Origin of the sequence: Kitasatospora sp. NPDC088134, assembly GCF_044741705.1 — a bacterium.
Lineage (GTDB): Bacteria > Actinomycetota > Actinomycetes > Streptomycetales > Streptomycetaceae > Kitasatospora.
The window spans coordinates 243,432-261,080 of sequence record NZ_JBIUTD010000001.1 but is presented as its reverse complement, the minus strand read 5'-3'; the positions used below and the strand labels follow the sequence as shown (position 1 = coordinate 261,080).

Annotated in this window: 14 protein-coding genes; 8 read left to right on the top strand and 6 right to left on the bottom strand. The window is 75.8% G+C overall.

Translation table 11 applies throughout. The features are described from left to right. Positions 1 to 47: 47 nt before the first annotated feature. Positions 48 to 3,167: an AAA family ATPase gene (locus tag ACIOHG_RS01055; RefSeq protein WP_400943817.1), complete on the bottom strand. Its 3,120-nt coding sequence runs from the start codon at positions 3,165 to 3,167 to the stop codon at positions 48 to 50. Between the two features lie 52 nt (positions 3,168 to 3,219). After that, positions 3,220 to 4,392, bottom strand: a complete 1,173-nt coding sequence (locus tag ACIOHG_RS01050; RefSeq protein WP_400943814.1) for an exonuclease SbcCD subunit D — start codon at positions 4,390 to 4,392, stop codon at positions 3,220 to 3,222. Positions 4,393 to 4,794: 402 nt separating this feature from the next. Between ACIOHG_RS01050 and ACIOHG_RS01045 the strand changes: the two genes are divergently transcribed. Both ACIOHG_RS01045 and ACIOHG_RS01040 read left to right on the top strand, forming a co-directional pair. Continuing rightward, the gene (locus tag ACIOHG_RS01045) at positions 4,795 to 5,388 is read left to right on the top strand and encodes a hypothetical protein (RefSeq protein WP_400943811.1); all 594 of its coding nucleotides are present in this window, start codon (positions 4,795 to 4,797) and stop codon (positions 5,386 to 5,388) included. Between the two features lie 310 nt (positions 5,389 to 5,698). Continuing rightward, positions 5,699 to 6,496: an SGNH/GDSL hydrolase family protein gene (locus ACIOHG_RS01040; RefSeq protein WP_400943809.1), complete on the top strand. Its 798-nt coding sequence runs from the start codon at positions 5,699 to 5,701 to the stop codon at positions 6,494 to 6,496. Positions 6,497 to 6,578: 82 nt separating this feature from the next. On the opposite strand, the gene ACIOHG_RS01035 is transcribed toward ACIOHG_RS01040, so the two are convergent. Together ACIOHG_RS01035 and ACIOHG_RS01030 are read right to left on the bottom strand one after the other, a co-directional pair. Further along, a complete protein-coding gene (locus ACIOHG_RS01035) occupies positions 6,579 to 7,742 on the bottom strand; it encodes a polysaccharide deacetylase family protein (protein ID WP_400943806.1) in 1,164 nt (387 codons plus the stop codon). Positions 7,743 to 7,882: 140 nt separating this feature from the next. After that, positions 7,883 to 9,703, bottom strand: a complete 1,821-nt coding sequence (locus ACIOHG_RS01030) for an AMP-dependent synthetase/ligase (RefSeq protein WP_400943803.1) — start codon at positions 9,701 to 9,703, stop codon at positions 7,883 to 7,885. A 361-nt stretch (positions 9,704 to 10,064) separates the two neighbouring features. On the opposite strand from ACIOHG_RS01030, the gene ACIOHG_RS01025 reads away from it, so the two are divergent. The 5 genes from ACIOHG_RS01025 to ACIOHG_RS01005 all read left to right on the top strand — a co-directional run bounded on the left by ACIOHG_RS01025 (position 10,065) and on the right by ACIOHG_RS01005 (position 15,698). Beyond that, positions 10,065 to 12,920 (top strand): nitrate- and nitrite sensing domain-containing protein, encoded by a 2,856-nt coding sequence (locus ACIOHG_RS01025; RefSeq protein WP_400943801.1) that lies wholly within the window; start codon positions 10,065 to 10,067, stop codon positions 12,918 to 12,920. After that, the gene (locus tag ACIOHG_RS01020) at positions 12,917 to 13,333 is read left to right on the top strand and encodes a roadblock/LC7 domain-containing protein (protein WP_400943798.1); all 417 of its coding nucleotides are present in this window, start codon (positions 12,917 to 12,919) and stop codon (positions 13,331 to 13,333) included. The genes ACIOHG_RS01025 and ACIOHG_RS01020 overlap by 4 nt, the downstream gene beginning before the upstream one ends. A 7-nt stretch (positions 13,334 to 13,340) precedes the next feature. Continuing rightward, positions 13,341 to 13,868 carry a DUF742 domain-containing protein gene (locus tag ACIOHG_RS01015; protein WP_400943795.1) on the top strand — a complete coding sequence of 176 codons (528 nt, stop codon included), beginning with the start codon at positions 13,341 to 13,343 and terminating at the stop codon, positions 13,866 to 13,868. Further along, positions 13,849 to 14,472, top strand: coding sequence for a GTP-binding protein (locus ACIOHG_RS01010; protein ID WP_400943793.1), 624 nt, complete (start codon positions 13,849 to 13,851; stop codon positions 14,470 to 14,472). The genes ACIOHG_RS01015 and ACIOHG_RS01010 overlap by 20 nt, the downstream gene beginning before the upstream one ends. A gap of 566 nt (positions 14,473 to 15,038) precedes the next feature. Continuing rightward, positions 15,039 to 15,698, top strand: a complete 660-nt coding sequence (locus tag ACIOHG_RS01005; RefSeq protein ID WP_400943791.1) for a winged helix-turn-helix domain-containing protein — start codon at positions 15,039 to 15,041, stop codon at positions 15,696 to 15,698. 13 nt (positions 15,699 to 15,711) lie between these two features. Here the strand turns inward: ACIOHG_RS01005 and ACIOHG_RS01000 are convergent, their stop codons facing one another. Next, on the bottom strand, positions 15,712 to 15,933 hold the full coding sequence (locus tag ACIOHG_RS01000; protein ID WP_400943788.1) for a hypothetical protein: 222 nt from the start codon (positions 15,931 to 15,933) through the stop codon (positions 15,712 to 15,714). Positions 15,934 to 16,071: 138 nt separating this feature from the next. Between ACIOHG_RS01000 and ACIOHG_RS00995 the strand changes: the two genes are divergently transcribed. Beyond that, positions 16,072 to 16,683, top strand: coding sequence for a TetR/AcrR family transcriptional regulator (locus tag ACIOHG_RS00995; RefSeq protein WP_400943786.1), 612 nt, complete (start codon positions 16,072 to 16,074; stop codon positions 16,681 to 16,683). Between the two features lie 93 nt (positions 16,684 to 16,776). On the opposite strand, the gene ACIOHG_RS00990 is transcribed toward ACIOHG_RS00995, so the two are convergent. After that, positions 16,777 to 17,550, bottom strand: coding sequence for an IclR family transcriptional regulator (locus ACIOHG_RS00990; RefSeq protein ID WP_400943784.1), 774 nt, complete (start codon positions 17,548 to 17,550; stop codon positions 16,777 to 16,779). Between the last annotated feature and the right edge of the window lie 99 nt (positions 17,551 to 17,649).

Here is a 17,649-nt window from a genome sequence, read left to right as displayed (position 1 = left end):
AACCCCCGGACCGGGCGGCCTCGTGCGGTGGCGCTTTCCGGGCTCGGTCAGGTGTCCTCGCGGGGGGTGTGGTGGAGGGTGGAGCCGTGGCGGTGCTTGCGGACCAGGAGTTGGGCGGGGATGCGGGTGCGGAGGTCGGGGACGTGGCTGACGATGCCGACGGCGCGGTCGCGTTCGCGGAGGGAGTCGAGGACGTCCAGCACTTCTTCGAGGGCGTTCTCGTCGAGGGTGCCGAAGCCCTCGTCGATGAAGAGGGTGTCCAGGGGCATGCCGCCGGCCTCGTCGGTGACGACGTCGGCGAGGCCGAGGGCGAGGGCGAGGGAGGCGAAGAAGGACTCGCCGCCGGAGAGGGTGGCGGTGTCGCGTTCGCGGCCGGTCCAGGCGTCGACCACGTGGAGGGAGAGGCCGGAGCGGCGGGTGCCCGCGACCAGGCCGTCGCTGTGGACCAGGGTGTAGCGGCCGCCGGACATCTTCAGGAGCCGCCGGTTGGCCGCCGCCGCGACCTGCTCCAGCCGGGCGGCGAGGACGTAGGACTCCAGGCGCATCCGCAGCGCGTTCTCCGCCGGGGCGCCCGCCAGCAGCGCGGCCAGCCGGCTGATCCGGGCGTAGGCGTCCAGCACCGGGGCGAGGGCGCCGACGAGGGACGCCAGTTCGCGGCCGATCCGGGCCAGGGCCTTGAGCTGCTCGTCGGCGGTGTGGTGCGCCGTGTGCGCCGCCCGCAGGGCGGTGGCGGCCCGCTGCTCCGCCGCGCGCGCCGACTCGGCCTCGGCGGGCGGGAGTTCGGCCGCCGCGAGCAGGTCGGGATCGGCCAGCCGGGCCCGGTTCTGCTCCAGCGCGGCGTCCAGTTCCTCGATCCGCCGCCGCAGCGCCTCGCGCTCGTACGGGGGCAGGGCGGCCGCCGCGAGCGCCGCCGGGTCGGCGAAACCGGCGTCCCGCGCGGCCTGCCCCAACGCCCCCGTAGCCCGGGCCAGTTGGTCGGAGGTCCCGGCAGCGGCGCGGGCCGCGGACAGCACCGCCGTGACGGCGCCCGCCAGTTCGGCGACCGCCGCGCCGCGCACCGCCACCGACGGGGCGTCGCCCCGGGCCGCGGCGACCCGCCCCGCCAGGGCGTCGAGCTCGACGGCGAGCGTGCCCAGCCGGTCGGCCAGCACCGCGCCCCGCTCGCCCGCCCGGCGCAGCCGCTCCCGGCGGGCCTCCCGCTCCCGCTCCAGCCGCTCGGCCTGCTGGTTCAGCGGCACCAGCCGCTCCGCGGTGTGCAGCGCCTCCCGCCGCTGCTCCGCCAAGTCGGCGACGGCGACGGACAGTTCGGCGACACTGCGACCGCCGGCGGCGGTCTCGGCGGCCGCCAGTTCGGCCCGCAGCGCGCCCAGCCGCCCCTTGGCGGCGTCGAGTTCGGCCTCGGCCTGCTGCTGGGCGGCCCGGGCCCGCTGCTCGTCGGCGGCCGTCACCGGCTCGGCGTCCGGCCGGGCCGGGGCCGGGTGCTCGGACGAACCGCACACCCGGCAGGGCGCGCCGTCCGCCAGCTGGGACGCCAACTCGGCGGCCATCCCCGCGAGTCGGCGCTCCTGGAGGTCGAGCGTGCGGGCCCGCGCGGACAGCGCCGCGTCCGTCCGGGCCCGGGACGCGTCCTCGGCCGCCACCAGTTCGGCGAGCAGGAGCTCCCGGCGGCGGGCCGCCTCCTGACGGTCCGTCAGTTCGCGGTGCTGCTCGTCGATCCGGTCGAGCAGGGCGCGGGCGTCCCGGGCCGCGTCCAGCTCGGTGTGCACCTGCTTCAGCTGCTCCTCGAAGCCGGACAGCCAGTCCTGCGACTCCTCGGCCAGGTCGTCGGCGCGGCGCTGCTCCGCCGCGAGTTCGGCGCGCTCGGCGGTCAGCCGGCGGTGCCGCTCCTCGTCGGCCCGGGCCGCCTCCAGCCCGGCCAGCTCCGCGCGCAGCGCGTCCTCGGCGGCGGCCAGGACGGCGGGCGGGGAGAAGGCGGTGAGGCGGTGCGACGCGGACGGAGCGGAGGGGCCGTCGGGGTCGTCGGCCGGCCGGGGCACGGCGGCGAGGGCGTCGGCGAGCAGGGCGGGGGCCCACGGGGCGTGGTCGAGGCGGGCGGCGAGGGCGCTGCGGCGGGCGGATTCCTCGGCGGTGGCCGCGGCGTGCGCGGCGGTGGCATCGCGGTGCAGGGCGCGCAGGGGGGCCAGGGTCTCGGCGGCGAGGGCGGCCGTGTGGCGGTCGCGGTCGGCGGCGGCCTGTTCGGTGACGGCGGCGAGTCGCCGTTGCTCCGCCAGGGCGGTGCGGTGGCGCAGCTGACGCTCCGCCAGGGCGGCCTCGGCGTCGGCCCGGCGGCGGGCCGACGCGTGCGCGGCCTCGGCGGTGGCGAGGGCCAGGCCCGTCGCGGCGGTGCGTTCGGCGGCGGTGCTGCGCAGCATCGCGGCCCAGCCCAGGACGGCGCCGACCTCGGCGTCCTCGTCCGGGCGGTGGGCGGCCGCGTCCGCGGCGAGCGGGCCCGCCGCCTCCTCGGCCCGGGCCGTCAGGTCGCGCAGCTTCTGCCGTCCGGCCTGCACCTGGTGCTCCTGGCGGAGCCGGCGCTCGGCCGTCCAGCGTTCCAACTGCTCGAAGCGGGAGGTGTCGAAGAGCCGGCCGAGCAGGTCGGCGCGCTGCTTGGAGTCGGCCCGCAGGAAGCGCGCGAAGTCGCCCTGGGGCAGCAGCACCACCTGGCAGAACTGCTCCCGGCTCATCCCGGTCAGCCGGGTCAGCTCCTCCCCGGCCTCCTGGTGCGAACGGCTGAGCCCGACCCAGCCCGGCGCGCCCTCCCCGGCGTCGGCGGCCCACTCGCGCAGCAGGGTCTGCGCCTTCTCCACGGTGTACCCGGTGCCGCGCTTCTTCGGCCGGGACTGCTCCGGGCTGCGGGTGATCTCCAGCCGCCGCCCGCCGAGCGTCGCCTCCAGCACCACCTGGGTGCGGACGCCCGGCTCGGCGTGGTCGCTGCGCACGCCGTTGCTGCGCCGGGTGCCGGGCAGCTCGCCGTACAGGGCGTAGCAGACCGCGTCCAGCACGCTGCTCTTGCCCGCGCCGGTCGCGCCGCGGAGCAGGAACAGGCCGGCGGCGGACAGCCGGTCGAAGTCGACCCGCTCGGTGCCGGCGAACGGTCCGAACGCCGTGACGGTCAGCTGATGCAGCCGCAACGGGCCACCCCCTCAAGGGACTTCGGGCATCGACGGGGCGACCGGGGTGCGGTCATCGGGTGTTCTCCTCGGCCCGTCCGGCGGTCTCCCGGCGCACCGACTCCAGGCCCTCCAGCAGCCAGGCGTGCTCGCTGCCGTCCAGCTCCCGGCCCGGGCGGACGTGGGCGACGAAGCCCTCCACCACCTCCTGGTCGGAGCGGCCGCGGACCCGCTGCGCGTACGTCGTCGTCGTGCCCTGCTCGCCGCCCTCCGGTTCGAACAGCAGCTGCAGGGTGTGCGGGAAGCGGCCGCGCAGCCGCTCCATCGGATCGGCCGGGCGGACCGGGTCGGTGAGCTTCGCCTGCACCCAGCACTCGCGCGCCCACTCGTGCTCCTCGGCGGAGAGCAGGTCGTCGAGCGGGCCCTTCAACTGCGCGAGGCGCCGCGGCACCGGGCACGGGACGCGCCGGGCCGCCACGGTGCCGTCGGCGGCCAGGTCGACCAGCCACATCGACTTCTCGTGGGCGGTCTCGGAGAAGGAGTACGCGAGCGGGGAGCCCGAGTAGCGCAGGTGCGGGGCCAGCGTCTGGCAGCCGTGCAGGTGGCCGAGGGCCGCGTAGTGCACGCCGTCGAAGACCGCCGCCGGGACGGACTCCACGCCGCCGACCGCGATGTCCCGCTCGCTGTCGCTCGGCGCGCCGCCGGTGACGAAGGCGTGCGCCAGGACGACGGCGCGGGTGCCCGCCGGGCGGGCCGCCAGGTCGGCGCGGACCGCGTCCATCGCCGCCGACAGCACCTGCTCGTGGCCGCCCTTCGCCAGGCCGAGGCGTTCGCGCACCAGCGCGGGCTCCAGGTACGGCAGGCCGTAGACCGCGACGGGGCCGTGCTCGTCCGCGAGCAGGACCGGCTCGGCGAGGGCGCCCGGGTCGGTGCGCAGGTGGATGCCGGAGCGCTCGATCAGCCGGGAGGCGGTGCCGAGGCGGCGGGCCGAGTCGTGGTTGCCGCTGATGAAGACGGTCGGGACGCCGTGCTGGGACAGCCGCCACAGCACGTCGTCGAAGAGCGCGACGGCCTCCAGGCCCGGGATCGCCCGGTCGTAGACGTCGCCCGCGACCAGCACCGCGTCGACCCGCTCGGCGACGGCGGTGGCCACCAGGTGGTCCAGGAAGGCCCGTTGCGCCTCGTGCAGGCTCTCCCGGTGGAAGGACCGGCCCAGGTGCCAGTCCGAGGTGTGCAGCAGCCTCACGCCGACGCTCCCCGCCGCATGCCCGTCCCCCCTCGTCGATTCCACGGTGGTTCCACCGCCATCGAGTATCACAGGTCGGGACGACAGGGTCTGACGGGGCGGGAGGGACAGGGCGGGGGGAGGGCGGGGGGAGGGCGGGGGAGGGCAGGAGTGGGTGGGGAAAGCAGGGCAGGGGGCAGGGGGTGGGGCGGCTCGGGACGGCAGGGTCCGACGGGACGGGAGAGGCCGGGGGGAAGCGGGGCGGGTCGGGGTGACAGGGCCCGGCGGGGCGGGAGGGGCAGGGTGGGCGGGGCGGTGCCGGGGCGGTTACCCGGGTGGCGGTCGGGGCTGTTCATCGGTCGGGTGTTCGGGGAAGATCATCGGATGACGGGGCCGGATGCCCGGCGGAGCGGAGGGAGTGCGATGGGCATCGAGTTCAGCCCGGAGATCTCCGACCTGCTCGGGCGGGTGCGGCGGCGGCCGAACGCGGGGTGGCCGTGGCGGCCGGGGGAGGCGGTGCCGGCGGGGCTGACGGTGAAGCAGTCGTGGGGGTGGCTGTTCGCGCCGGACGGGCGGGTGCTGACGCTGGTCAATCCGCGGGACGGGGTGGTCAGCCTGCCGGGGGGCTCGCTGGAGCCGGAGGACGCCGGGGACCCGGGATCGGCGCTGGCCCGGGAGGCGGGCGAGGAGGCGCAGGCGGTGATCGGTCCCGCCGTGTACCTGGGGTACCTGTACGACCGGGTCGGGTCGGCGAACGGCGGGCACGAGTGCGCGCGGGTGCGGATGGCGGCGGCGCTGCACGGGGTGGGTCCGTCCGCGCCCGATCCGGCCTCGGGGCGGCACTACCGGCGGCTGCTGGTGGCGCCCGGTCTCGCGGTGGAGTTGCTCGGCTGGGGGCCGACGGGGCTGCGCCAGGCCCGGGCGGCGGTGGGGGCGGCGGTCGCGCGCTGGGGCGTCCCGGCCCTGGCGCCGGAGACGATCGAGGAACTCCCGCCCGGCGGCTGCGCGCTGCGCTAGGGCCTGTCGTCGAACCCCCGCACGGCCCCGACCCCGCGAGCGCGGGGCGCCGCCGGTGGAGGTTCGGTGGAGGGCGGCCCGGGGGCGTCGCCCGGGCGGGTGATCGTGCGCGGGGGGTGTTCGAGTGGGTCTCGGGGGCGTTTCGGCAGACCAGGTCAGGGGTGGGTCTGCGCGCGTAGCGGGCGTTGGCGGGACGTTCGATGAACGTTCGTCAATTTCTTTGGCATGAGCGCTTCCGCCCGAGGCTACCGGCTGGTATCCAATGTGTGGCCTGCGTCACTCCACGGCCGTTTCCCCCACTGGAGGATCGATGTCCCGCGTCCGTGCTGCATCCGTCGCGCTCGTAGCGACGGTCCTGTCCGTCACCACCCTCGCCGCCGCCACCGAGGCCAACGCCGCCGGCGTGAGCTACGCCGCGCTCGGCGACTCCTACTCGGCCGGGGTCGGCTCCGGCAGCTACACCAGCGACAGCGGCAGTTGCAGCCGCAGCACCAAGGCGTACCCGTACCTGTGGAACGCCGCGCACGCGACCACCTCGTTCTCCTTCGTGGCCTGCTCCGGCGCGAAGACCGACGACGTGATCGCCAACCAGCTCGGGGCGCTGAACACCTCGACCACGCTGGTGTCGATCACCATCGGCGGCAACGACGCGGGCTTCGCCTCGACCATGCAGACCTGCGTGCTGAGCAGCGACAGCGCCTGCCTGAGCGCGGTGGACTCGGCGAAGTCGTACGCCACCAACACGCTGCCGGGCAAGCTCGCCAACGTGTACGGGCAGATCAAGTCGAAGGCGCCGAGCGCCCACGTGGTGGTGCTGGGCTACCCGCACCTGTACAAGGTGCCGGGCTCCTGCATCTTCGGCATCTCGGACACCAAGCGGACCGCGATCAACAGCGCCGCGGACACCCTGGACACGGTGATCGCCAAGCAGGTGGCGAACGCCGGGTTCACCTACAAGGACGTCCGTTCGATCTTCGCCGAGCACGAGATCTGCGGCTCCTCCAGCCAGTGGCTGAACAGCACCACGCTGCCGATCACCGACAGCTACCACCCCAACTCCAGCGGCCAGGCCTACGGCTACCTGCCGAGCTTCAGCGCGGCCGCCTGACCCGACGCGGGACCCCCGGAACGGCCGGTGGCCGGGCTCGTGGAAGGAGCCCGGCCACCGGTGCTTCGGGGGTGACGCGCCGTCAGTGCAGGTAGTCGGTGAGCGCGGCGGGCGTCAGGCCGGCCGCGGCGGCGGCGTCCAGGGCGCGCTGCAGGTCGCTCGCCAGGGTGTCGGTGAAGTGCATGAGGATCACGTCGCCGGGCTGCAGCGGGCCGCCGTGGTAGACGTTCGAGGCGCCCGAGGTGAAGTCGGCGGTGGCCGTCAGCACGTACTTCATGCCGCAGTTCGCGGCGGCCTGCTGGACGTCCGCGTTCCAGGCGAAGTACGGCGGGCGGAAGACGGTCGGGACGGTGCCGTACCGGGCGGTGACCGCGTCCCGGGCGTCGCAGATCTCGGCCTGCTGCTCGGCGGGGGAGAGCGTGGTCAGGTCGCGGTGCGAGACGCTGTGGTCCTGGATCGAGGAGCCGGGGTTGGCGGTGAACCGGGCGAAGTAGTCCGGCTCGAAGCCCTCCGGCATCGGCAGCGGGAAGGCGGTCACCGGCAGCTTGCGGTCGGCCACCAGCCGGGCCGCCTCGGGGGTGCGGAACCAGCCGTCGTCGACGGTCAGGAAGACCACCTTGTCGGTGGTCCAGGCGTTCCAGGTGGCGGGCGCGGGGGCGGGGGAGTCGCCGGTCACCGAGACGTCGTCGACCGAGACCGGGCCCTGCCCGTACCAGCCGTGCACGTACAGCTGCACCGAGGAGGCGTTCGCGCCGGTGGTGAAGGTGGTGGACAGCTGCTGCCAGCCGCCGCCGGTGGACGCCGTCCAGGCCGGCGGGACGTCGTGGCCGGTGCCGGTGGCGCCGAGGAAGGCGTAGGAGCCGCGCACCCAGGCCCGGTAGGTGTAGGTGGTGTTCGGGCGCACCGCCAGGGTCTGCACGCACTGGGCGTTCGAGTCGGCGGAGGCCGGGGTGACGGTCAGTGCGGCCGAGCCGGTCCGGGCGGCGGTGGTGACGGCGCCCTCGCCCGGGGCGCAGCGCCAGCCGGGGATCGAGCCCCAGTCGGCCAGCGGGAGGGTCGGGATCTCGAAGCCCGGGTTGGTCGCCAGGTTCGGCAGCGCCGGGGCGGGGGCGTCCGCGTGCGCGGCCGGGGCGGTGCCGAGGGCGGCCAGCAGGACGGCGGCCGAGGCGGCGGCGAGCCGGCGCAGGGAGCGGCGGGCGGGGCGGTCGGCGGAACGGCGGGCGGGGTCGCGGGGAGAACTGAGCACGGGTCAACTCCGTTGTGGGGGTGGAGAGGAGACGTGACTCCCGGAGGGGGCGGGGGTCGGTCGCGGCCCTGCCGCACCAGGCCGGTGCACACAATGGACTGGACCAATCCCGGCGGTCAAGCGGAATCGTCGGAGATCGGTCAACCGGCGTAGAGCTCCTCGATGTCCGCCGCGTAGCGCTCCGCCACCGCCGACCGGCGGATCTTCAACGAGGGCGTCAACAGGCCGTCCTCCAGCGAGAACTCGCGCGGCAGCAGCCGGAACGCCCGGATCGACTCGGCCCGCGAGACGGTGGTGTTCGCCGCCGCCACCGCCCGCTGCACCTCCTGGTGCAGCTCCCGGTCGGTGAGCGCCTGCCAGGCGTCCAGCGGCGCCCGGCCGCGGGCCCGCAGCCAGTGCGCCAGCGCCGTTGCGTCCAGCGTGATCAGCGCCGCCACGTACGGCCGGTTGTCGCCCACCACCAGGCACTGGGCGATCAGCGGGTGCGCCCGGACCCGCTGCTCCAGCACCGCCGGGGCCAGGTTCTTGCCCGAGGAGGTGACGATCAGCTCCTTCTTCCGGCCGGTCAGCGTCAGGTAGCCGTGCGCGTCCAGCGAACCGAGGTCGCCGGTGGCCAGCCAGCCCCGGTACAGCGCCTCCTCCGAGCAGCGCGGGTGGTTCAGGTACCCGGCGAACACGCCCTCGCCGCGCACCCACACCTCGCCGTCCTCGGCGATCGCCACCGAGGCGCCCGGCACCGGGCGCCCCACCGTGCCGAACCGGGGCCGGCGCGGCGGGTTCGCGGTGATCGCCGCCGCCGTCTCGGTCAGCCCGTAGCCCTCGTACACCGTCAGCCCGGCGCCCGCGAAGAACAGCCCCAACTCCCGCCCCAGCATCGACCCGCCGGACATCACCGCCCGCACCCGGCCGCCCAGCACCGCCCGCACCCGCTGGTACACCAGCCGCTCGTACGCCGCGTGCCGCAGCCGCAGCGCCGGCGACGGGCCCGGGCCCTCGCGGTGCGCCCGGCGCTCCCAGGCCGCCGCCCACTCCACCGCCACCCGCTCCGCCTGCTCGAACACCTCCGCCCTCCCGGCCGCCTCGGCGGCCTCCCGGGCCCGGCGGTGGATCTTCTCGAAGACGTACGGCACCGCGTGCAGGAAGGTCGGCCGGAACGCCGCCAGGGCCGGCAGCAGGCTGTCCGCCGACACCTGCGCGTGGTGCCCGATCCGGAAGCCGCCGCGCACCGCCGCGACCTGGGTGATCCGCCCGTACACGTGCGCCAGCGGCAGGAACAGCAGGGTGGCCGGCTGCCCGCCGCCGGTGTCCCGGAACACCTCGCCCCAGCCCGCCAGCAGCCCGTCCGCGACCGAGGCCAGGTTCCCGTGCGTCAGCAGGCAGCCCTTCGGGCGGCCGGTGGTGCCCGAGGTGTAGACGACGCTGGCGAGCGAGTCCGCCGTCACGCCCAGGCGCTGACGGTGCACCAGGGAGTCCGGCACGCCCCGGCCGTCCGCGACCAGCTGGGCCAGGCAGCCCCGGTCGAGCTGCCAGATGCCGGTCAGCTCCGGCAGCGCGTCGCACACCGCGCCCACCGTCATCGCCTGGTCCTCGTCCTCGACCAGGCAGGCCACCGCCGCGGTCTCCGCGAGGATCCAGCGCACCTGCTCGGGCGCCGCCGTCGGGTACACCGGCACCGGGACCGCCCCGATCGACCAGAGCGCGTAGTCGAAGAGCGTCCACTCCCAGCGGGTCGCCGACATCACCGCGACCCGGTCGCCGTAGCGCACCCCGCGGGTCAGCAGGCCCTTCGCCAGGGCCAGCACCTCGTCCCGGAACCCGAGCGCCGTCACCGGCAGCCACCCGCCGTCGACCCGCCGGGACAGCTGCACCAGCCGCGGCTCCCGCTCCGCCCGGTCGAACACCGAGTCGGCCAGTCCGCCGGTCGCCCCGGTGCCGAGCGCGGGGCTGCTGAACTCTCGCACGGTCCCCCCGATCCGGCCTCCTCGCCCCGGTCCGCACGGCCGGGGAGCGGCCCCACGGGAAGCTACCGGATCGGCGCGGCGCTGCCCAGAGTCACCGGCCGACGACACCCCGCACAGGGGAGAGTGCCGCAGGTCGGGGGCATGCCAGGAGGGCGCGGGGAAATTCGAGGACGATCCGGACAACGGCAGATCACGATGCTCTTCCACCCTACGAACGGATGGTCAGGAAGTAGTAGGCTCGCGGCTCTCGAACCCGCCCGTGCCCCGGCACGTCCGCATGCCCGCACGTCCCGTCCGTCCGTCCCGCCCGACGACCGTCCGCACCGACGACCTGCCCGACCGAGGACCGCAAAGGACCCCCATGCGCCTGCGCCGCAGCTCGATCCGCGCGAGGATCATCGCGCTGCTCCTGGTGCCCATCCTGGCGCTCAGCGGTCTGTGGGTGTACGCGACGCTCGTCACCACCGGCGACGTGTGGAAGCAGCTCGACCTCAGCGCCACCTACCAGGCCTTCGGCAGCCCCGCCGACGACTACGCGTCCGACCTCCAGGCCGAACGGACCGCCGCCGTCCTGCGCCTGGCCGCGCCCACCGACCAGAACCACGTCGCCGACTACGCCAAGGCCCAGGCCGCCACCGACCGCCACCTGCAACTGCTGCGCTACCTCGGCACCTCCGGCGACGCCCACAAGCTCGACGCCAACCAGCGCGGCCGCTTCCACGCCATGGTGGCCGCCGCCGACGAGCTGACCGCCGTCCGCAACCGGATCGGCCAGCAGCGCGAGAGCTGGGACGGCGCGCTCAAGGACTACAGCGACCTGATCTCGCCGGTCTTCGCGTTCCGCTCCTCCTTCATCGCCAACCAGACCGGCAACCTGCCCCGCCAGGGCACCATCCTGATCGAGCTCACCCGCGCCGCCGAGTACCTCTCCCAGGAGACCGCCGCGATGCGCGCCCTGCGGGCCGGCCCGCAGGCCACCGCCGCCGACCCGCGCAAGCAGCAGGTCGCCCTCGACGCCATGGACGCCCAGCAGACGCTGTTCCGGGTCTACATCGCCGAGCTCGACCCGCAGGACCAGAACGACTACAACGACCTGCGCACCGGCCCCACCTGGAGCGAACTCAGCACCGCCGAGAGCGGGTTCGACAAGGCCTCCGACCGGGCCGCCGAAATCCGCGGCGGCCCCGTCGACCCCTGGTCCGACACCGCCGACCGGGTGCTCGCCGACCTCGACTCGATCAACGGCCGGCTCGCCGGCAAGATCGGCGACCAGGCCCGCGCCTACGCCGTCAACTCCCTGCTGCGCGGCGGCATCGCCGGTCTGATCGGCCTGCTCGCGGTGGTCGTCTCGATCGTCATCTCCTACCGCACCGGCCGCCGCCTGGTCCGCGAACTCGTCGGCCTGCGCAACACCGCCACCGACCTCTCCACCACCCGGCTGCCCTCCGTGATGCTCCGGCTGCGCCGCGGCGAGGCCGTCGACGTGGTCGCCGAAGTGCCCCAACTCGACCTCGGCAGCGGCGAGATCGGCCAGGTCGGCCGGGCCTTCAACGAAGTCCAACGGGTCGCCGTCGAGGCCGCCGTCGAACAGGCCGAACTGCGCCGCGGCGTCTCCGCGGTCTTCGTCAACCTGGCCCGCCGCTCCCAGGTGCTGCTGCACCGCCAGCTCACCCTGCTCGACACCATGGAGCGCCGCACCGAGGACCCGCGCGAGCTGGAGGACCTGTTCCGGCTCGACCACCTCACCACCCGCATGCGCCGCCACGCCGAGGGCCTGATCATCCTCTCCGGCGGCTCGCCCGGCCGGGCCTGGCGCAAGCCGGTCCGGATGGTCGACGTGGTGCGCGCCGCCGTCGGCGAGGTCGAGGACTACGCCCGGGTCATCGTCCGGCCCTTCCCCGGCACCGGCCTGCTCGGCAGCGCCGTCGCCGACGTCACCCACCTGATCGCCGAACTGGTCGAGAACGCCACGGTGTTCTCCCCGCCGCAGACCCAGATCACCGTCCAGGGCGAGGTGGTCGCGCACGGCTTCTGCCTGGAGATCGACGACCGCGGCCTCGGCCTGAGCGAGCAGCACCTCGCCGACATCAACCAGCGCCTCGCCGTGGAGCAGGAGTTCGACCTCGCCGACACCGACCGGCTGGGCCTGTTCGTGGTCTCCCGGCTGGCCCGCCGGCACGGCATCCGGGTCCACCTGCGACCCTCCCCGTACGGCGGCACCTCCGCCGTGGTGCTGATCCCGCGCGAACTGCTCGCCGAGGCCGTCGAGATGGCCCCCGACGGCCCCCGCCCCGAGGCCCGGCGCACCGAGATCCCGCGCCCCGACGCCCCCCGCCCCGCCGTGGTGGACGGCCCCCGGCGGACCGCCGGCCAGGTCGGGGCCGGCCGCACCGGCGGCGCGCACGCCGCGCCCGCACCGGCCGCCGCCAAGCCGCTCGGCGGCCCCCGCCCGGCCCCCGCCGACCCCGCCAGCACCCCCGGCGGGCTGCCCCGCCGCCGCTCCGCCCAGGCCGCCGCGCAGGCCGCCGAGGCCGCGGCGTCCTCGGGCACCGGGCGCCACCGGCGCGCCGAGGAGGCGGCCGGGCACGCCCCGGACACTGCCGGGACGGCGCAACCGACCGCCGACAGGCCCCCGTTGACACCGGTCGACCCGGCCGGGCCGGTGGCCGGCGGGCTGCTGCCGCGCCGGGTCCGGCAGGCCAACCTGGCACCCCAGCTGCGGGCGGAGGCCGCCGCCGAGACCCCCGAGGCGCCGCGCGAGCGCGACCCCGAGGAGGCCCGCTCCGCCTTCGCCTCCTTCCAGCGCGGCTTCGCCCGCGGCCGCGGCGACCGGCTGCAGCCCGCCTCGCTCACCGTGGTCCGCTCCGAGCCCGGCGACGCCGGAGCCGACGGGCCCGACGGCCCCGCCGCCGACCGGACCGGGCCCGGACTCCCGCCCCCCGGCGGGCCGTTCCCGCCCCGGCTGCGGGTCGCGCTGCCCTCCGCGCCGGTGCCGCCCGCGCTGCCGGCCGCACCCGTCCGGCCCGGCCTGGTCCGGGCGCTGCCCCGGCGGCCGGCCGAACCCGGCGGTCCCGTTGCCGACCGCCCCGTTGCCGACCGCCCCGTTCCCGGCCGTTCCGTTTCCGACCGGTCGGTTCCCGACCGGCCCGTCCCCCCGGCAGACTCGACGCCGGACGCACCGCCCGCACCGCCCTCAGCAGAAGGAACCGAATCATGACCGCAACAACACCGCCGTCCGGGGACCTCGACTGGCTCCTCAACGACCTGGTCGGCCGGGTGGCGACCCTTCGGCATGCGGTGATCCTGTCCAGCGACGGCCTGGCCACCGGCGTCTCCGCCGGGCTGGCCCGCGAGGACGCCGAGCACCTGGCCGCGGTCGCCGCGGGCTTCCACAGCCTCGCCAAGGGCGCCGGCCGGCACTTCCGGGTCGGCGGGGTCCGGCAGACCATGGTCGAGCTGGACGAGGCCTTCCTGTTCATCACCGCCGCCGGCGACGGCAGCTGCCTGGCCGTGCTCAGCGACGCCGAGTCCGATGTGGGCCAGATCGCCTACGAGATGGCACTGTTGGTCAAGCGCGTCGGCGAGCACCTGGCCGCCGAGCCGAGGACCGATACCACGCCCGGGAGATGACCGACCGATGAGCGAGCCCGAGCCGACCGAGGCCGAGCCGACCGCGCCGTCCGGGGTCACCGAGGCCCCGGACGGCCCGTCCGGTGCGGACGGTGCCGACCGGCCGGCCGACGGACCGTCGGTCGACCTGTTCGTGCCCCGCACCCCGGTGGACGACCGCTGGTTCGACGACGAGGCCGGACCGGTGGTCCGGCTGTTCTCGATGACCAGGGGCCGCGCCCGCCCGGTCGACGACGGGCTGTTCGACCTGATCTCGCTGGTCACCGCCGCCGGGCCGGCCGCCGGCCCCGGCGGCGCCCCCGCCGACCTCGCGCTCGACCCCGAGCACCACGCGATCCTCGACCTGTGCCGCGACGAACCGCTCAGCGTCGCCGAACTCGGGTCCTACACCGACCTGCCGGTCAGCGTGGTGCGGGTCCTGCTCGGCGATCTCCACGACGCCGAACTGGTCAGCGTCACCCGCCCGTTCCAGCTCGCCCGGCAACCGGACGAGCGCCTGCTGCGAGACGTGATCAATGGACTCCGTGCACTCTGACGCACCCCCGGCCGCCCTTCCCGACAACTCCTTCGCGCGCAAGGCCCCGTGGGGCACCGGCGCGGTCAAGATCCTGATCGCCGGCGGGTTCGGCGCGGGCAAGACCACGCTGGTCGGCGCGGTCAGCGAGATCCGCCCGCTGCGCACCGAGGAGACGCTCAGCGAGCGCGGCCGCCCGGTGGACGACACGGCCGGCGTCGAGACCAAGCGCACCACCACCGTCGCCATGGACTTCGGCCGGATCGACCTGCGTCCCGGCCTCGCCCTCTACCTGTTCGGCACCCCCGGCCAGGACCGGTTCTGGTTCGTCTGGGACGAGCTGGCCCGCGGCACCCTCGGCGCCGTGGTGCTCGCCGACACCCGCCGGCTCGCCGACTCCTTCCCCTCCGTCGACTACTTCGAGCAGCGCGGCATCCCGTTCGTGGTCGCCGTCAACTGCTTCGAGGGCACCGAGGTCTACGCCCCCGAGGACGTCCGGGCCGCGCTCGACCTGCCCGCCGGGGTGCCGGTGCTGCTGTGCGACGCGCGGCGGCGCGAGGACGGCAAGGAGCTGCTGATCCGGCTGGTCGGTCACGCGGCCGAGCGGGCCGGAATCCGGCTGTAGGACGCGTCGGCATCGCCGCAGGTCGGGGCGGTGCCGTCCGGATGGTGGACGTTTTCTGTCCCGCTGTGCGGATGATTGGCTGCAGTGGGTTGCCTTCCGGGCACCGGGCGTGGAAGTCTCGTACCCGCGCCCGCCGTTCGTCGCGGGCCCGATCACACACTCCGGGGAGGGGCCGCACCATGACCGCTGACGTCCGCGTCGCCGCCCTCCCCGCGCTGACGGTGCTGACCGTCCGCCGGTACATCGACCACGGGCTGATCTTCAGCGCCTGCTGTCGCTGACACACCGCCGGCCCGGCCGTCCCCGACGGCCGGTGGCGGTTCCGCGTGCCCCCGTCGACCTACGTCGACCCTCCCGTCGCGCTCCGGAGAGCCGCCGTGCACCCACGCACCTTCCTCGAACTCCTCGAACCCTTCTGGCCCTCGCGCCAGGCCCACCACTTCGACCGGATCTGTCGGCGCGCGACCCGCGCCTCCCGTCCCGGAGCCTGACCGACCGTCAGTCCCGTGCGCCGGAAGCGCAGACGAGAACACCCCCGCCCGTCACGCGCGAAAAGAGCCTTCGACATGTCGTACGCCGCCACTGCCACCGCCACCGCGACCTCCACCCCGCACCTGCGCGCGGTCCGCGCCCTCCCGAACCTCCCGTACGCCGCCGCCACCGAGCACCGCCGGACCGCCGCCGTTCCGCGCGCCGTCGCCCCCGCCCCGCTGGCCGCCGCCGCACCCGCCCCGGAGAGTCTGCTCGCCGGGTTGCAGGACGGCGCCGCCGTGGTCGCCGCGCTGCCGCAGTCCGTCCTCCCGCAGGGCCTGCTGGCGCAGCTCGGCGCCGCCGACTCGCCGCTGGTCGGCTACCTGGTGCTGGTGCCCGCCGAGACCGCCGCGCCCGCCCCGGTGCCCGCGCCCGCCGCCCAGCCGCGGCCGTTCACCCGCCCCGCCGACAGCGGCATCTCGGTCGACCTGGACCGCCGCAACGCGTACGTCGACGGCGTGCTGCTCGACCTCACCTACCTGGAGTTCGAGCTCCTCGCCCACCTCACCGGGCACCCGCACCGGGTGCACACCCGCGACCAGCTGGTGCACACCGTCTGGGGCTACGGCCACGTCGGCGACGGCCGCACCGTGGACGTCCACGTGGCGCGGCTGCGCCGCAAGCTCGGCGCGGCCTACCGCGACTCGATCGTGACGGTCCGCCGGGTCGGCTACAAGTACGCGCCGGCCGCGTAGCACTGACGGGGCATCAGTCCCGGGAGTCGCTGTCCTTCGCCGCCCGGTGGGCCCAGCCGGCCAGGCAGGCGCCCGCCGCGGCGGCGAGCAGGTGGGCGGTCAGGCCGACCGCGAAGCCACCCGGCAGCCAGCCGAGCAGGCCGGCGTCCTCGTGGTGGACGAGTCGGCGGATCGCCCCCTGCGCCCCGAGCACGAGCAGGGCCACGCCCAGTACCTGAAGGACGGTGTACTTCACTTCACTGCCTCCTGTCTTCTCCTGCTCCCCGATCGGGCCTCCGGGGTTTTTACCATGCACTTGCATGGTAATAAACTGGCCCCCGACGGGCAACGCCCTGCGCGGCGGGTGCGCGGGGCGAGGAGGACGGGAGGCGCCGTGCCGAAGATCGTGGACCACGAGCAGCGCAGGAGGCGCTTGGTCGAGGCCGTCTGGGCGCTCGCCGCCCGAGGCGGCCTCGACCGCGTGACGCTGCGCGCGGTGGCCGACGAGGCGGGTGTCTCGATGGGGCAGGTGCAGCACTACTACGCCTCGATGGGGGACCTGCTCAGGGACGCCCTCGACCGGGCGGTCCGGGCCGTGCACGCGACCGTCGAGCGCGCGATCGTCGCGGCCGGGGCGGCCGGGCAGGCCGGCGAGGCCGATCCGGAGACCGTGCTGCGGGCCTGCCTGCACGCCCTGGTCACCCCCGACGAGGAGGGGCGGCGGCTGGCCCGGTTCTCGCTGGCCGTGGCCGGGCGGGCGGTCGCCGACCCGGAAGCGGCCCGGGTGCTGGCTCCCGTCGACGGTGAACTCCTTTCCTTCACCGCCGAGTTGATCGCCGCCGTCCGGCCGGGGCCCGACGACCCCGCGGCCACCCGTCTCGACGCGGACACCTGCTGGTCCCTCGCCACCGCCCTCGGCGTGGACGTCGCCCTGGGCCACCGCTCGCCCGAGGCGGCCGCCGCTCTCCTCGACCACCACCTGGCCCGCCTGCTGTCCCGCCCGTGAACGGGACCGGGCCGCCGGGCTCGGCGGGCCCGGCGTGCTGTGGGCTCGGCGTTCGGCGGGGCCGGCGTTCGGCATGCTCGACCTGCTGCGGGCTCAGCGTTCGGCGGGCGGGAGCAGGAGGACCGCCAGGGCGGCCGCGCAGGTGCGGGCGTGGGCGAGGGCGCGCGGGAGGGCCTCGGGGGTGAGGTGCTCCGGGGTGGAGCGGACGGCCAGGGCGAAGCGGGCGGTGGGGGTGCGGTCGAGGACGGGGACGGCCAGGGTGCGGACACCGGGGGCGGATTCGCCGTCGTTGAGGGCGTAGCCGCGTTCGCGGGTGCGGTCGAGGTCGGCGTCCAGGGCGGCCGGGTCGGTGAGGGTGCGGTCGGTGAAGGCGGGCAGCGGCCCGCGCAGCGGCGTCTCGGTGGGGGAGGGCCAGGCCAGCAGCACCTTGCCGAGCGCGGTGGAGTGCAGCGGTCGGCGCAGACCGAGGCCGGTGGAGGGGCGGACGGAGCCGCCGACCAGGACGACCGCGTGCGGGCCGGAGCGGATGGCGAGGTCGGCGACCGCGCCGGTGCGTCGGGCGAGTCGGTCGAGTTCGGGGGCGGCGAGGTGCAGTCCGCGCTGGTGGAAGGTGAGTTGGCCGAGTTCGGCGACGGCCGGGCCGAGCCGGTAGCGGGCGGTGCGCTCGTCCTGGTCGAGGAACCCGGTGGCGACCAGGGTGCGGGCCAGGCGGTGCGCGGTGGAGACGGACAGGCTGGTGCGGCGGGCGAGTTCGGAGGCGCTGAGGTCGGGCCCGTTGTCGTGGAAGCAGTGCAGCAGGCCGAGCGCCCGGTGGACCGCCTGCGCGCCGGCCGGTGGGGTGGGGACGGTACCGGGGCTGGCGGGCATCGCACCTTCTCCAGATCGGGGGCCGGGCCCGGGTTTCCGGCTCGGACACGGCTGCGGTAGCGCTCGGTCGACGCTTCGTCACTTTCGTTACCAGGATAT

Bases quoted from the DNA above. Each gene is read 5' to 3' on its own strand.
- ACIOHG_RS01045 (WP_400943811.1), top strand. From the start codon at position 4,795: ATGGGCATCGAGTTCAGCCCGGAGATCTCCGACCTGCTCGGGCGGGTG.
- ACIOHG_RS01040 (WP_400943809.1), top strand. From the start codon at position 5,699: ATGTCCCGCGTCCGTGCTGCATCCGTCGCGCTCGTAGCGACGGTCCTG.
- ACIOHG_RS01025 (WP_400943801.1), top strand. From the start codon at position 10,065: ATGCGCCTGCGCCGCAGCTCGATCCGCGCGAGGATCATCGCGCTGCTC.
- ACIOHG_RS01020 (WP_400943798.1), top strand. From the start codon at position 12,917: ATGACCGCAACAACACCGCCGTCCGGGGACCTCGACTGGCTCCTCAAC.
- ACIOHG_RS01015 (WP_400943795.1), top strand. From the start codon at position 13,341: ATGAGCGAGCCCGAGCCGACCGAGGCCGAGCCGACCGCGCCGTCCGGG.
- ACIOHG_RS01010 (WP_400943793.1), top strand. From the start codon at position 13,849: ATGGACTCCGTGCACTCTGACGCACCCCCGGCCGCCCTTCCCGACAAC.
- ACIOHG_RS01005 (WP_400943791.1), top strand. From the start codon at position 15,039: ATGTCGTACGCCGCCACTGCCACCGCCACCGCGACCTCCACCCCGCAC.
- ACIOHG_RS00990 (WP_400943784.1), bottom strand. From the start codon at position 17,550: ATGCCCGCCAGCCCCGGTACCGTCCCCACCCCACCGGCCGGCGCGCAG.